Origin of the sequence: Enterobacter sp. Y17, from assembly GCF_019730495.1 — a bacterium.
Lineage (GTDB): Bacteria > Pseudomonadota > Gammaproteobacteria > Enterobacterales > Enterobacteriaceae > Enterobacter > Enterobacter asburiae_B.
Genome location: NZ_JAASKP010000006.1, coordinates 23336 through 36835, shown reverse-complemented (window position 1 = coordinate 36835; position 13500 = coordinate 23336). Strand labels below are relative to the sequence as shown.

12 protein-coding genes are annotated in these 13500 nt (G+C 56.7%); 5 read left to right on the top strand and 7 right to left on the bottom strand.

Translation table 11 applies throughout. The features are described from left to right. Positions 1 to 54 precede the first annotated feature (54 nt). A complete protein-coding gene (locus tag HCH49_RS19535) occupies positions 55 to 414 on the bottom strand; it encodes a DUF2500 domain-containing protein (protein WP_087823768.1) in 360 nt (119 codons plus the stop codon). A 129-nt stretch (positions 415 to 543) separates the two neighbouring features. On the opposite strand from HCH49_RS19535, the gene HCH49_RS19530 reads away from it, so the two are divergent. Both HCH49_RS19530 and zntA read left to right on the top strand, forming a co-directional pair. Then, complete coding sequence (locus tag HCH49_RS19530; protein ID WP_029741976.1) at positions 544 to 1170, top strand: lysoplasmalogenase; 627 nt, start codon at positions 544 to 546, stop codon at positions 1168 to 1170. A gap of 76 nt (positions 1171 to 1246) precedes the next feature. Further along, a complete protein-coding gene (gene zntA / locus HCH49_RS19525; RefSeq protein ID WP_221703258.1) occupies positions 1247 to 3418 on the top strand; it encodes a Zn(II)/Cd(II)/Pb(II) translocating P-type ATPase ZntA in 2172 nt (723 codons plus the stop codon). Between the two features lie 87 nt (positions 3419 to 3505). Here the strand turns inward: zntA and ubiA are convergent, their stop codons facing one another. The 5 genes from ubiA to malK all read right to left on the bottom strand — a co-directional run bounded on the left by ubiA (position 3506) and on the right by malK (position 8651). Further along, on the bottom strand, positions 3506 to 4375 hold the full coding sequence (gene ubiA, locus HCH49_RS19520) for a 4-hydroxybenzoate octaprenyltransferase (RefSeq protein WP_029741974.1): 870 nt from the start codon (positions 4373 to 4375) through the stop codon (positions 3506 to 3508). Positions 4376 to 4387: 12 nt separating this feature from the next. Further along, the gene (gene ubiC / locus HCH49_RS19515; protein ID WP_023334136.1) at positions 4388 to 4885 is read right to left on the bottom strand and encodes a chorismate lyase; all 498 of its coding nucleotides are present in this window, start codon (positions 4883 to 4885) and stop codon (positions 4388 to 4390) included. Between the two features lie 180 nt (positions 4886 to 5065). Beyond that, entirely contained in the window at positions 5066 to 6019 is a 954-nt protein-coding gene (malM, locus tag HCH49_RS19510; protein WP_058842060.1) for a maltose operon protein MalM, read from the bottom strand. A 113-nt stretch (positions 6020 to 6132) separates the two neighbouring features. After that, entirely contained in the window at positions 6133 to 7470 is a 1338-nt protein-coding gene (locus tag HCH49_RS19505; protein ID WP_072210885.1) for a maltoporin, read from the bottom strand. Positions 7471 to 7541: 71 nt separating this feature from the next. Then, entirely contained in the window at positions 7542 to 8651 is a 1110-nt protein-coding gene (gene malK / locus HCH49_RS19500) for a maltose/maltodextrin ABC transporter ATP-binding protein MalK (protein ID WP_023310005.1), read from the bottom strand. A 370-nt stretch (positions 8652 to 9021) separates the two neighbouring features. Here malK and malE point away from each other — a divergent pair, with 370 nt between their 5' ends. The 3 genes from malE to malG all read left to right on the top strand — a co-directional run bounded on the left by malE (position 9022) and on the right by malG (position 12787). After that, entirely contained in the window at positions 9022 to 10212 is a 1191-nt protein-coding gene (gene malE, locus HCH49_RS19495; protein WP_039264157.1) for a maltose/maltodextrin ABC transporter substrate-binding protein MalE, read from the top strand. Between the two features lie 125 nt (positions 10213 to 10337). Beyond that, positions 10338 to 11882, top strand: a complete 1545-nt coding sequence (gene malF / locus HCH49_RS19490) for a maltose ABC transporter permease MalF (RefSeq protein WP_029740622.1) — start codon at positions 10338 to 10340, stop codon at positions 11880 to 11882. Between the two features lie 14 nt (positions 11883 to 11896). After that, positions 11897 to 12787 (top strand): maltose ABC transporter permease MalG, encoded by an 891-nt coding sequence (gene malG / locus HCH49_RS19485; protein WP_221703256.1) that lies wholly within the window; start codon positions 11897 to 11899, stop codon positions 12785 to 12787. A 222-nt stretch (positions 12788 to 13009) separates the two neighbouring features. Here malG and psiE read toward each other — a convergent pair whose 3' ends face one another. Continuing rightward, entirely contained in the window at positions 13010 to 13420 is a 411-nt protein-coding gene (psiE, locus tag HCH49_RS19480) for a phosphate-starvation-inducible protein PsiE (protein ID WP_021242727.1), read from the bottom strand. Between the last annotated feature and the right edge of the window lie 80 nt (positions 13421 to 13500).

Sequence of the window (13500 nt, the reverse complement as noted above, 5' to 3'; positions counted from 1 at the left end):
AGAGGGAACGATTACACCCTCTCCCTGTGGGAGAGGGCCGGGGTGAGGGGAAAATTACCGCTCCGGTTCAAACCCTTCAAACCGCGTCCCTTTGTAGTTCAGCGTTCCTTTCTCACCCACCGTCAGCTGATGGTACTGCTGCGCCTCCAGGCGGAAGGTCATCTCCAGGCCGCCCGTTTCCGGTCTAAAGCTCGCTTCATAGCGCATTGCTGTGCCCGCAGGCGTCACCTGCTGCTGGCGCGAGCGGCGGTCGTTGAGCGGTTTCTCGCGTTTGTTGGTCACCACCACGCGCTTTTGCATCAGCGGTGCGGCATCGTTATCCGCCTTCTCGCGGCGCTGCTGCACGAAACGGAACGAGGCGGCAATGACGATAATCGCCACCACGATAATGAAAAAAAGCGGCATCTTGCTCATTCGACAATCCCATCAGATTTTGCGGAATTCAGGATACCTTGCCTCCCCCGCCATTGCCAAACGCCCACCCGCGTCACTACACTGGATCAGAAACTGATTATTCAGACTTAACAGATACAGGGAGTTAATATGCTTTGGTCATTTATCGCTGTCTGTTTTTCCGCATGGCTTTATGTCGATGCGTCGTACCGCGGTCCCACCTGGCAGCGCTGGTTGTTTAAACCGGTCACGCTGTTGCTCCTGCTGCTGCTGGCCTGGCAAGCGCCGATGTTCAACGCCGTCAGCTATCTGGTGCTCGCCGGGCTGTGTGCATCCCTGATAGGCGATGCCTTAACCCTGCTGCCGCGACAGCGCCTGCTGTACGCCGTTGGGGCGTTCTTCCTCTCCCATCTGCTGTATACCATCTACTTTGCCAGCCAGATGACGCTCTCCTTCTTCTGGCCGCTGCCGCTGGTGCTGCTGGTGATTGGCGCCCTGCTGATTGCGGTGATCTGGTCGCGTCTGGAAGAGATGCGTTTGCCGGTCTGTACGTTTATCGCCATGACGCTGGTGATGGTGTGGCTGGCAGGTGAACTGTGGTTCTTCCGCCCGACCGCTCCGGCGATGTCCGCGTTCTTCGGCGCCGCGCTGCTGCTGATCGGGAATGTCGTCTGGCTGGGCAGCCACTATCGCCGCCGCTTCCGGGCGGATAACGCGATAGCCTCCGCGTGTTACTTTGCCGGGCATTTCCTGATTGTGCGTTCGCTGTATATCTAAATAGCGCTTGACTCTGGAGTCGACTCCAGAGTGTATGCTGCGGTTAATGAGAAAATTATCATTGCCGGAGACTGCCATGTCGACTCCAGAAATACCTAAAAAAGTTCCTCAATTCTCGGCACTTAAGCTCAGCCCGGTGCGGTCGAAAGACGACTGCTGCTGCGAAGGCGCGTGCGAAACGCAAGCTCAACCTCTTCCTGAAAGCGGCAACCGCTACAGCTGGGTCGTCAACGGCATGGACTGCGCGGCCTGCGCCCGCAAGGTGGAAAACGCCGTCAAGCAGGTGCCGGGCGTGAGTCACGTTCAGGTGCTGTTCGCCACCGAAAAGCTGCTGGTTAGCGCCGATAGCGACGTCAGCAAACAGGTTGAAGCCGCCGTCAGCAAGGCGGGCTATACCCTGCGTAGCGAAACGGCGCCCGTTGAAAAAGCCTCCTCCCTGAAAGAAAACCTGTCGCTCATTACCCTCATCATCATGATGGCCCTGAGCTGGGGTCTGGAGCAGATTAACCATCCGTTCGGCAATCTGGCGTTTATCGCCACCACGCTGGTCGGCCTGTTCCCGATTGCCCGTCAGGCGCTGCGCCTGATGAAAAGCGGCAGCTGGTTTGCCATCGAAACGCTGATGAGCGTGGCGGCAATCGGCGCGCTGTTCATTGGCGCGACGGCAGAAGCGGCGATGGTGCTGCTGCTGTTCTTAATCGGCGAACGCCTTGAGGGCTGGGCGGCGAGCCGGGCGCGTAAAGGGGTCAGCGCGCTGATGGCGCTGAAGCCGGAAACCGCCACTCGCGTCATAAACGGCACGCGTGAAACGATCGCCATCAACACGCTGCGCCCGGGCGACGTGATTGAAGTGGCCGCAGGGGGGCGTCTGCCCGCAGACGGCGCGCTGCTTGGCGCCACCGCGAGCTTTGATGAAAGCGCCCTGACCGGGGAATCCATTCCGGTAGAGCGCGCCGAGGGTGAAAAAGTACCTGCTGGCGCCACCAGCGTCGACCGTCTGGTGCAGCTCACCGTGCTTTCCGAGCCGGGCGACAGCGCCATCGACCGTATCCTGAAGCTGATTGAAGAGGCGGAGGAGCGCCGCGCGCCGGTCGAACGCTTTATCGATCGCTTCAGCCGGATTTATACCCCTGCCATCATGCTGGTTGCCCTGCTGGTCACCGTCGTCCCGCCGCTGTTCTTTGGCACGCCGTGGGAGGGCTGGATTTATAAAGGGCTGACGCTGCTGCTGATTGGCTGCCCGTGCGCGCTGGTGATTTCCACCCCGGCGGCAATTACCTCAGGTCTGGCGGCGGCGGCGCGTCGCGGCGCGCTGATTAAGGGCGGCGCGGCGCTGGAACAGCTGAGCCAGGTTCAGCATATCGCCTTCGATAAAACCGGCACGCTGACCGTGGGTAAGCCGCAGGTAACCGGTGTCTATCCGCAGGACATCAGTGAAGATGGGCTGCTTACACTGGCCGCCGCCGTTGAGCAGGGGTCCACTCACCCGCTGGCGCAGGCGATTGTGCGAGAAGCGCAGTCGCGCGGGCTGAATATCCCTCCGGCAACCGCCCAGCGGGCGCTGGTCGGGTCAGGGATTGAGGCCACCGTTGACGGTAAAAATGTGCTGATTGTCGCGGCGAGCAAGTCTTCCAGTCCAGAGGTTGAGGCGTTAGAACAGACCGGACAAACCGTCGTGACCGTCCTGCAGGACGGTGTCGCGAAAGGGATGCTGGCGCTGCGCGATACTCTGCGCGATGACGCGAAAGAAGCCGTGGCGGCGCTGCACAAGCTGGGCGTGCAGGGCATTATTCTTACCGGCGATAACCCTCGCGCGGCGGCAGCGATTGCCGGTGAGCTGGGGCTGGAGTTTAAAGCCGGACTGTTGCCTGCGGATAAGGTCAGCGCCGTGACGGCGCTGAACGCCCGCGCGCCGCTGGCGATGGTCGGTGACGGGATTAACGATGCCCCGGCGATGAAAGCGTCCACCATCGGTATAGCGATGGGCAGCGGAACCGACGTGGCGCTGGAAACGGCCGACGCGGCATTGACGCACAACCGCCTGACCGGGCTGGCGCAGACGATCGCCCTGGCGCGCGCGACGCGGGCCAATATCCGTCAGAACATCGGCATTGCGCTCGGGCTGAAAGGGATTTTCCTGGTGACGACCCTGCTCGGCATGACCGGACTGTGGCTGGCGGTGCTGGCGGATACCGGAGCAACGGTGCTGGTGACGGCGAACGCGCTTCGGCTGCTGCGTCGCCGGTAAAAAAAGCCCGGTGGCGCTAACGCTTACCGGGCCTCCATGTCCTGCTAACTCGTAGGTCGGGTAAGGCGAAGCCGCCACCCGACTTTTTTATAAGAAATAGCTCATCGCCAGGCCTAAAAACAGCACCAGACCAACGTAGTTGTTGTTCATAAACGCTTTAAAACAGGCGTCACGCTCACGCTTCGCAATCAGCTTTTGCTGGTACGCAAACAGCAGTCCCGCCACCAGCACGGACCAGTAAAACTCCCAGTTCAGCCCGTTCAGGCGACCGATCGCAACCATCAGCGCCAGTACCGCGACCTGTAGGATACCGATAATCAGCTTGTCCTGACGACCAAAGAGGATGGCGGTGGATTTGATGCCAATTTTCAGGTCATCGTCGCGATCTACCATCGCGTATTGCGTGTCATACGCCACCGCCCAGAGAATGTTCGCCAGGAACATCAGCCAGCAGCTTAGCGGTAAGGACTCACTAACCGCCGCAAACGCCATCGGAATCGACCAGCCAAACGCCGCGCCCAGCACCACCTGAGGCAGGTGGGTATAGCGCTTCATAAACGGATACACCCAGGCCAACGCCAGCGCCGCAACGGAAAGCAGAATGGTCATGGTGTTGAGGGTCAGCACCAGCATGAAAGAGAGCAGCACCAGAACAATGAACAGCACGCGGGCTTCTTTCCCGGTGACCTGCCCGCTGGGTAACGGACGTCCGGCAGTACGCTTAACATGACCGTCGAATTTACGATCGGCATAGTCATTCACCACGCAGCCCGCCGCGCGCATCAGCCAGACGCCGGCAACGAACACGGCCAGGATCCACAGCGGCGGCACGCCCGGCGTGGCGAGCCACAGCGCCCACAGGGTCGGCCACAGCAGCAGTAACGCGCCAATGGGTTTATCGGTACGCATTAAGCGGTGATACGCCAACAGCTTATTCTGCGTCAGGCTCCACTCCATTTTTTCTTCCTCTTAGTACAACGGTGATGCCGGTAAAAAAAGCTCCGTCAGAATTAACGGTTTACCGCTCAGGCGAAGGCGGGAACGACGCCCCCAGAGTTCGGCATCACGACCAATCTCAATAAAATCCCGGGTAAGCTCAGACGAGGTGAAAAGGTAACGCCCCAGCGGCGTTTTCCCCAGACGTTGCAGCGCGAGCTCTGGCCCGGAAAGGGTGGACTCGGGGACCACCGTCCGCCCGGCAAGCCACGGCTCACCATCAGCACAGAGTAAAATTTCGCGCAGCCAGTAGCGTGGCTCTTGCGGCAGCAGCGGCAGCTCGCTGGCGATCTCATCGCCCGAGACAAACCCTTCCTGAATCAGGGTCACCGTGACCGTTTTACCCTGTTGCTCAAAACGTTTCGTCATGGAATCTTCCAGCAACAGCCAGTCCAGTTGCTGCGGATCAAGCGCAGGTATTTGGTCGAAATAGCGCAGCGCACGCAGTTGCGTTAGCGCAGGGTGTGACATGCCAGACTCTCCGATACATAACGTAATGGCATTGTATCGCAGAAACACGGATTGAGGGGGGCCAAACGTTATTTAACGATCACGATCGCAACATGGGCGCAACAGCCTGGCGGATACGAAAAAAAGTGCGCCCACTCAGGCGCACCAAACTACTAACAAATCAGCACTGTGGGGAAACGGTTACCCCTTGCCTTTTACACTGCTGATAAAGGTGGAACGGGCAGTGGTTGAACCTAAACGTTCGGCTTCATCAAGCAGTTTCAGCGCTTTATCGACATCGCCGCGCTTCACCGCCTGCTTAATGGCGTTGTTGAAGTACTCTTCGGTGTCGTTCAGTACCGGCTCGGCTTTCTTCGCCGGGGCAGGCGCTGCGGTCGCTACCGGTGCGGCTGCCGTGGCAGCTGGCGCGGTATAGGCAGGAGCAGCTGTGTTACCTACAGTGACAGGGCCGGAACCGGAAGAGCCAAACAGCGGGCCGACCAGCACGCTTGAACCGCTGTTCGTTTTCACCTTCAGCTTTAACGTTCCGTCGGTGACGTGACGAGCAATCGGGTCTGGAATATCAGGAATCGCGTTACCGGTACCTTTTGCGTAGGCTTTAGCCGGATCGAGCAACGTGGTGGTCTTCTGAAGATCTTGCTCAGTGGTAAAGACCAGAACGTAGAGTTTTTGCTGACCCAGCGCTGGCGTAAGGCGCATGACGCCTTCCAGACGGTCGGCGCTCATCACGCCGGGCTCCTGATACGTAAAGTATTCACCTGGGAAAAAGGCAGATGGCGTCATGTTCTGATCGAGAATTAACACGTTTGGTGCAAATACACTCGTCTGCTTATTAACTTCACTGGTCAAGGTAATGGCCAGTTCACCAATATTGGCGGGTACGCTATACGCAGCGACAGGGCCGGTAATACCCGGAACATTAAGTGACTGACCAGCCGTTGAGAGCTGGGTGGTCTGGGTTTTAGACTGATCGACAGGGGTCCAGACAAGCTGTTGCAATGCCGCTGTCGGAATGGCTGGCGCGGATGTTGTGTTTTGCGGAACGAAATTGACGTTAGCGAGCGTTACAGCAGGCGCGCTTGCCAGCAGCCCTGCGGTTAAACAAAGGGCAAGGAGAGTTTTGTTCATTTTCATTGTTATCACCTCAAAATGCACAGGTTCAGCGGTAGCCAGGCAATAGCGCGCCGTCCCAAGGATTGAGGGGCTTGCGCCCCTCAGTTTGGTCATTACGTCAGGTTAAGACGGGATTACCACCAGATTTCCATCTGGGCGCCGAAGGACCACTCATCGTTGTCGCCGCGGCTGAAGCTTTTCGCAGTGGTATCGCTATAGGCCATGCCTGGGGTGTAACCCGCAACGGAGTTTTTACCTGAAGGCGCATAACCCCATTTCTCATCCCACTTGGCATAGGTGGCGAAGACGCGGATTGCTGGACGTGACCAGATGCTGTCGCCAGCCTGCCACTGTTGTGCCAGGGTGATTTTATACTGGTTGTTGGTTTCGCCAGTTTCCTGAGATTTGACGTTGTCGTAGCCCACTTCAAGCAGAGTGCTCATGATAGGCGTCCATTTGTACATAGGACGAACGCCTACGGTCCACCATTTCGTACCGTTGTTGTTATCCCAGTTGATATCCTGGTACATACCGACGTACATCAGATCCCAGCTATCGCCCAGCGAGATAGCACCGTGGTCAAGTACGCGCCACAGGTGCCCGTTGTTGTTGATGCCGTAGTTGATATCGTCAGTGGTGCCAATGTTCGAACCTTGCGACAGACCTTTACCCTGAGAGGTCATAGAGTCAGTTGCATATTGCAGAACGAATTTGTTGTAGCCTTTCAGCATGCTCTGCGTGTGTTCAGCGGTGAACATCCAGCCATCTTTAGATGCGCCGTCGATCAGGTGATAATCATCACGTGGGTTTGCACGGCCGTAATCAGCCCCCAGCTCCAGGGTACCGCCCGGGTTAATTTCCATCTGGGCTAAACGCACGTCAAAGACATCATTCGCCGTGCGAGTGGTGTAGTCATAAACGCTGTTGCTGGCGAAGGATGAAGAACCGCCGGCTTCAGAAGAACGGGTTGCAGCCAGAGAGAGCTTACCAAAACCTACGTCGATGTTTTCAAGACCTGCACCAGGACCTGAAATATCCCAGTAGTAGAAGTCGATCATGTGGACGTCATGACGCTGATAGAAGCGCTTACCGGCCCAGATAGTCGAACCTGGCAGCCACTCAATCAGGTTTTTACCCTGCACGTTGGCTTCACGGAACGCCGGGTCAGTGGCCTCCCAGTCGTTCTGTTGCGCCACGGAATACGCGACGTTGGTGTCGAAGTAGAAGCTCTTATCGCCTTCTTTCCACACTTCCTGGCCCAGTTTCAGTTCCGCATAGGTTTCACATTCGTTACCCAGACGGTATTTACTTTGAGCACCGGTTGCCTGGAAGCACTGTTGTTCGCCGCCACTACCCGTCCAGCCGATACCGGAACGAGCATAACCATGGAAATCCACGGCCATTGCCTGAGCAGACATTACGCCCGCTGCGACGGCAACTGCCAGAGGAAGTTTGCGCAGAGTAATCATCATTCTATCTCCTGAGATCATTGCTTTTCTTTGAACACTTCACCTGTCGGTTTCGTGTCTTCTTTTGGGATTGCTTAAACGCCTGGCTCTTTGTGCAACCGACGACATGCAGTGCCATCCTCACGGAACAGATGGCAACGCTCTGGCGGCAAGCCGATAGCGAATGTGGCACCCTCTTCTACCAACACCACGTCGTTCTGGCGGTAGACCAGGTTCTGACGGATGGCGGGGATCTGGATATGAATCTGTGTTTCGTGACCAAGCTGTTCGACGACCTGAACGTCACCTTCCAGGGTCACATCAGCGATGTGGCTCGGCAGCAGGTGCTCAGGACGAATACCGAGGGACATGTTTGCCCCGACCTGTACGTTGGCGCTGTCGACCGGCAGCCAGACCTGCTGGCGGTTTGGCAGCTCCACCTGTACCTGTTCAATGGCTGTCGCGGTCACTTTGACGGGCAGGAAGTTCATCTTTGGCGAGCCAATAAAGCCCGCAACAAAGCGGTCTGCCGGGTAGTGGTACAGCTCCAGCGGTTTACCCACCTGCGCCACGCGGCCGGCATCCAGCACCACGATTTTGTCGGCGAGGGTCATCGCTTCCACCTGATCGTGGGTGACGTAAATCATCGTGCGGCCAAGACGCTTATGCAGACGGGAGATTTCAATACGCATCTGGACGCGCAGGGCGGCATCCAGGTTAGAAAGAGGTTCATCGAGCAGGAACACGCGCGGTTCGGCCACCAGCGTACGGCCAATCGCCACACGCTGACGCTGACCACCGGAAAGCGCTTTTGGTTTACGCTCCAGCAGGTGGGCCAGCTGTAACACTTCCGCCACCTGCGTCACGCGCTGGTTAATGACCTCTTTCTTCGCGCCGGCCAGCTTCAGGCCGAAGGACATATTTTCGGCAACGGAAAGGTGTGGATAGAGTGCATAAGACTGGAACACCATACCGACGCCACGTTCGGCAGGCGGGATGTCGTTCATTCGGGTATCACCAATCAGCAGGTCGCCGCTGGTAATCGTTTCAAGACCGGCAATCATACGCAGCAGAGTAGATTTACCGCAGCCTGATGGGCCAACAAACACCACGAATTCTCCTTCGTTGATGTCCAGATTGATGTCTTTCGACACCACAACGTCACCCCAGGCTTTCGTTACATTACGCAGCTGTACGCTCGCCATGCCCTTCTCCCTTCGTTACAACCTGTCACCGACAGAAACATTCAAGATAAGTTCACTATGGGGTATCCATTACTTTCCCGAATCCTCCACCCCCCGCCTTTTTTATGGGGGAGGAGGCGGGAGGATGAGGGAGCAGGCTCTGCGACCGCCATGGGCGGGCTGAGGCAAAATTCGTGAAGCCGCCTGCAAAATTCGGTGGGTTTTTATGTGCGCCAGCACTCATAACTTAAATTTATGCAACGGAGATCACACAAACGGGGGGTGGGGCGTAGGGGTTGGGAGGATGGAAAGAGGATGTCAAATAAGGAGACTGAGACACGTTGAACCACTGAAGTCATACCATGAGACATCACCAAAAAGGATGGCAGCTATGAATATCAAGACTGGCGCACGCGTTTTCGCATTGTCCGCCCTCGCAGCAATGATGATTTCCGCACCGGCGCTCGCCAAAATTGAAGAAGGCAAACTGGTTATCTGGATTAACGGCGACAAGGGCTATAACGGCCTGGCCGAAGTGGGCAAAAAATTCGAAAAAGATACCGGCATCAAAGTTACCGTAGAACACCCTGACAAGCTGGAAGAGAAGTTCCCGCAGGTTGCAGCAACCGGCGACGGCCCGGACATCATCTTCTGGGCGCATGACCGTTTCGGGGGTTACGCGCAGTCAGGCCTGCTGGCAGAAGTGACGCCAGATAAAGCCTTCCAGGACAAACTGTTCCCGTTCACCTGGGATGCCGTTCGCTATAACGGCAAGCTGATCGCTTACCCTATCGCGGTTGAAGCCCTGTCTCTGATTTACAACAAAGACCTGGTACCAAACCCACCTAAAACCTGGGAAGAGATCCCGAAACTGGATAAAGAGCTGAAGGCGAAAGGTAAATCCGCGCTGATGTTCAACCTGCAAGAGCCGTACTTCACCTGGCCGCTGATCGCTGCCGACGGCGGTTACGCGTTCAAGTTTGAAAACGGCAAATATGACGTGAAAGACGTGGGCGTGGACAACGCTGGCGCGAAAGCGGGTCTGACCTTCCTGGTGGATCTGATCAAGAACAAACACATGAACGCGGATACCGACTACTCCATCGCGGAAGCGGCGTTCAACAAAGGCGAAACCGCGATGACCATCAACGGTCCGTGGGCCTGGACCAACATCGACAAGAGCAAAGTCAACTACGGCGTGACGCTGCTGCCAACCTTCAAAGGCAAGCCGTCTAAACCGTTCGTTGGCGTGCTGAGCGCGGGCATCAACGCCGCCAGCCCGAACAAAGAGCTGGCGAAAGAGTTCCTGGAAAACTACCTGCTGACCGATCAGGGACTGGATGAAGTGAACAAGGACAAACCGCTGGGCGCCGTCGCGCTGAAATCCTTCCAGGATCAGCTGGCGAAAGACCCACGTATCGCGGCCACCATGGATAACGCCCAGAAAGGCGAAATCATGCCGAACATCCCACAGATGGCTGCGTTCTGGTACGCCACGCGTACCGCGGTCATCAACGCTGCAAGCGGTCGTCAGACTGTCGATGCCGCGCTGAAAGATGCTCAGGGTCGTATTACTAAGTAATGACGTAGTCCCCTCTCCCTTCGGGAGAGGGTTAGGGTGAGGGTTGGCGCTATCCGCACGCCCTCACCCCGGCCCTCTCCTCCAAGAGAGGGAGAAAAGATCAAACGTTGTAGAGGAAAAACCCCATGGATGTCATTAAAAAGAAACGCTGGTGGCAAAGCGACGCGCTGAAGTGGTCAGCGATCGGTCTGCTGTGCCTGCTGGTGGGTTACCTTGTTGTTTTAATGTACGTACAAGGGGAATATCTGTTTGCCATCATGACGCTGATTTTAAGCTCTGCTGGCCTGTATATTTTCGCTAATCGTAAAGCCTATGCCTGGCGCTATGTTTATCCGGGCGTGGCCGGGATGGGACTGTTTGTCCTGTTCCCGCTGATTTGTACCATCGCCATTGCGTTTACCAACTACAGCAGCACCAACCAGCTTGCGCAGGAACGCGCGCAGCAGGTCCTGCTGGATCGCTCATATCAGGCAGGCAAGACCTTTAACTTCGGCCTGTATCCTGCCGGTAACGAGTGGAAGTTAGCGCTTACTGACGAAGCAAGCAGCAAATACTATGTCTCCGACGCGTTCAAATTTGGCGGCGAGCAGAAGCTGGCCTTAAAAGAGGCACAGGCCCTGCCGGAAGGTGAACGTGCCAACCTGCGCGTCATTACCCAGAACCGTCAGGCGCTGACCCAGCTCACCGCCGTGCTGCCAGACGAAAGCAAGGTGACCATGAGCTCGCTGCGCCAGTTCTCCGGCACGCAGCCGCTGTATACCCTGGCGGACGACGGCACGCTGACCAACAACCAGAGCGGCGTGAAATATCGTCCGAATAACGACATTGGTTTCTATCAGTCCATTACTGCCGACGGCAAATGGGGTGATGACAAGCTCAGCCCGGGCTATACCGTCACCATCGGCTGGGACAACTTTACCCGCGTGTTTACCGATGAAGGCATTCAGAAACCGTTCTTCGCCATCTTCGTCTGGACGGTGGTCTTCTCGGTGCTGACGGTGATCCTGACCGTGGCCGTGGGCATGGTTCTGGCCTGTCTGGTCCAGTGGGAATCCCTGAAAGGCAAAGCGATTTACCGCGTGCTGCTGATCCTGCCGTATGCCGTACCGTCGTTTATCTCGATTCTGATTTTCAAAGGGCTGTTTAACCAGAGCTTCGGTGAAATCAACATGATGCTGAGCGCCCTGTTCGGCATCAAACCGGCCTGGTTCAGCGACCCGACCACCGCTCGCTCGATGATTATCATCGTGAACACCTGGCTCGGTTATCCGTACATGATGATCCTGTGCATGGGCCTGCTGAAGGCTATCCCGGACGATCTGTACGAAGCCTCGGCGATGGACGGCGCGGGCCCATTCCAGAACTTCTTTAAAATTACGCTGCCGCTGCTCATTAAGCCGCTGACGCCGCTGATGATTGCCAGCTTCGCCTTTAACTTTAACAACTTCGTGCTGATTCAGCTGTTGACCAACGGCGGCCCGGACCGCCTTGGCACCACGACGCCAGCAGGCTATACCGACCTGCTCGTGAGCTACACCTACCGTATCGCCTTCGAAGGCGGCGGCGGCCAGGACTTCGGTCTGGCGGCAGCGATTGCCACCCTGATCTTCCTGCTGGTAGGCGCTCTGGCGATTGTGAACCTGAAAGCCACACGTATGAAATTTGATTAAGGAGGGCATCAATCATGGCAATGGTACAACCCAAATCTCAAAAGTTGCGCCTCCTGGCGACGCACTTAGGCCTGCTGATTTTCATCGCGGCGATCATGTTCCCGCTGCTGATGGTTATCGCCATCTCCCTGCGTTCGGGTAACTTCGCGACAGGAAGCCTGATCCCGGACGAAATCTCCTGGGAGCACTGGAAGCTCGCGCTGGGCTTCAGCGTGGAACACGCGGATGGCCGCGTCACGCCGCCGCCGTTCCCGGTCCTGCTGTGGCTGTGGAACTCGGTGAAAATCGCAGGCATTACCGCCATTGGTATCGTGGCGCTTTCCACTACCTGTGCTTATGCCTTCGCCCGCATGCGTTTCCCGGGCAAAGCGACGCTGCTGAAAGGGATGCTGATTTTCCAGATGTTCCCGGCCGTACTGTCGCTGGTGGCGTTGTATGCCCTGTTTGACCGTCTGGGCCAGTACGTACCGTTTATCGGCCTGAACACCCACAGCGGCGTGATCTTCGCCTATCTTGGCGGTATCGCACTGCATGTATGGACCATTAAAGGCTATTTCGAAACCATCGACGGCTCGCTGGAAGAAGCGGCCGCGCTGGATGGCGCAACCCCGTGGCAGGCGTTCCGCCTGGTGCTGCTACCGCTGTCGGTGCCGATTCTGGCGGTAGTGTTTATCCTGTCGTTTATCGCTGCGATCACCGAAGTACCGGTTGCCTCACTGTTACTGCGTGATGTGAACAGCTACACCCTGGCCGTAGGTATGCAGCAATACCTCAACCCGCAAAACTACCTGTGGGGCGACTTTGCCGCGGCGGCCGTACTTTCCGCCATCCCGATTACCGTGGTGTTCCTGCTGGCGCAGCGCTGGCTGGTCAACGGCCTGACGGCGGGCGGTGTGAAAGGTTAAGTTTCATTTTGTTATGCCACTGCAACCCTCAACTTTAGACGTATTGTATTGACCCAATACTCAAAATATTTTGCGGTGCTGGAAGGCGGCAAGTGAGTGAATCCCCAGGAGCTTACTAAAGTAAGTGACTGGGGTGAGCGAACGCAGACAACGCATCAGCAGCGTAAAATATGAAGAGTAAACTTGTGACTGTTGTTAGGCGGCCTCCGGGCCGCCATTTTTTTACTCGCGTTTCAGCCGCTTCGAATTACACAGCCAGAGGGTGATCACCAGCAGCAGGATCGCCGCCGAGTAGATCAGCACGTCGAGCGGGGATTTATGATCGACGATGATCAGCCGCACTATCGCAGTGATCCCAATGTAGACAAAATAACGCAGCGGGAAGTGAAAGCCGGACTGAAAGTACTTCACAATCAGGGCGATAAATTCAAAGTAGAGAAAGTAGACCACCAGGCCTTCCACCAGCGCATATTTGCTGGTTTGTTCAGGGGCGAACAGTACATCCGCAAGATGCACCGTCTCTTTACCCAAAAAGACGACCAGTATCAGGCCAAGGCTCAACAGACCGAGGTTCAGCACGGTCTGGAGGACTGTTGAGATAAACTCAACGCGCGGGCGAGTCAGGGATGTCATACAGCACCTCATTCTCCAGGGCGAGGTTCCTGTATAACGCAAAAATGTGACGGGGATCTATATTTTTTGTTTATGTTTTG

Excerpts from the sequence above, each read along its gene's own strand:
- ubiA (WP_029741974.1), bottom strand. The coding sequence starts at position 4,375 with ATGGAGTGGAGCCTGACGCAGAATAAGCTGTTGGCGTATCACCGCTTA.
- malG (WP_221703256.1), top strand. The coding sequence starts at position 11,897 with ATGGCAATGGTACAACCCAAATCTCAAAAGTTGCGCCTCCTGGCGACG.
- HCH49_RS19505 (WP_072210885.1), bottom strand. The coding sequence starts at position 7,470 with ATGATGATTACTCTGCGCAAACTTCCTCTGGCAGTTGCCGTCGCAGCG.
- malF (WP_029740622.1), top strand. The coding sequence starts at position 10,338 with ATGGATGTCATTAAAAAGAAACGCTGGTGGCAAAGCGACGCGCTGAAG.
- psiE (WP_021242727.1), bottom strand. The coding sequence starts at position 13,420 with ATGACATCCCTGACTCGCCCGCGCGTTGAGTTTATCTCAACAGTCCTC.
- malM (WP_058842060.1), bottom strand. The coding sequence starts at position 6,019 with ATGAAAATGAACAAAACTCTCCTTGCCCTTTGTTTAACCGCAGGGCTG.
- malE (WP_039264157.1), top strand. The coding sequence starts at position 9,022 with ATGAATATCAAGACTGGCGCACGCGTTTTCGCATTGTCCGCCCTCGCA.
- malK (WP_023310005.1), bottom strand. The coding sequence starts at position 8,651 with ATGGCGAGCGTACAGCTGCGTAATGTAACGAAAGCCTGGGGTGACGTT.
- HCH49_RS19535 (WP_087823768.1), bottom strand. The coding sequence starts at position 414 with ATGAGCAAGATGCCGCTTTTTTTCATTATCGTGGTGGCGATTATCGTC.
- zntA (WP_221703258.1), top strand. The coding sequence starts at position 1,247 with ATGTCGACTCCAGAAATACCTAAAAAAGTTCCTCAATTCTCGGCACTT.
- HCH49_RS19530 (WP_029741976.1), top strand. The coding sequence starts at position 544 with ATGCTTTGGTCATTTATCGCTGTCTGTTTTTCCGCATGGCTTTATGTC.
- ubiC (WP_023334136.1), bottom strand. The coding sequence starts at position 4,885 with ATGTCACACCCTGCGCTAACGCAACTGCGTGCGCTGCGCTATTTCGAC.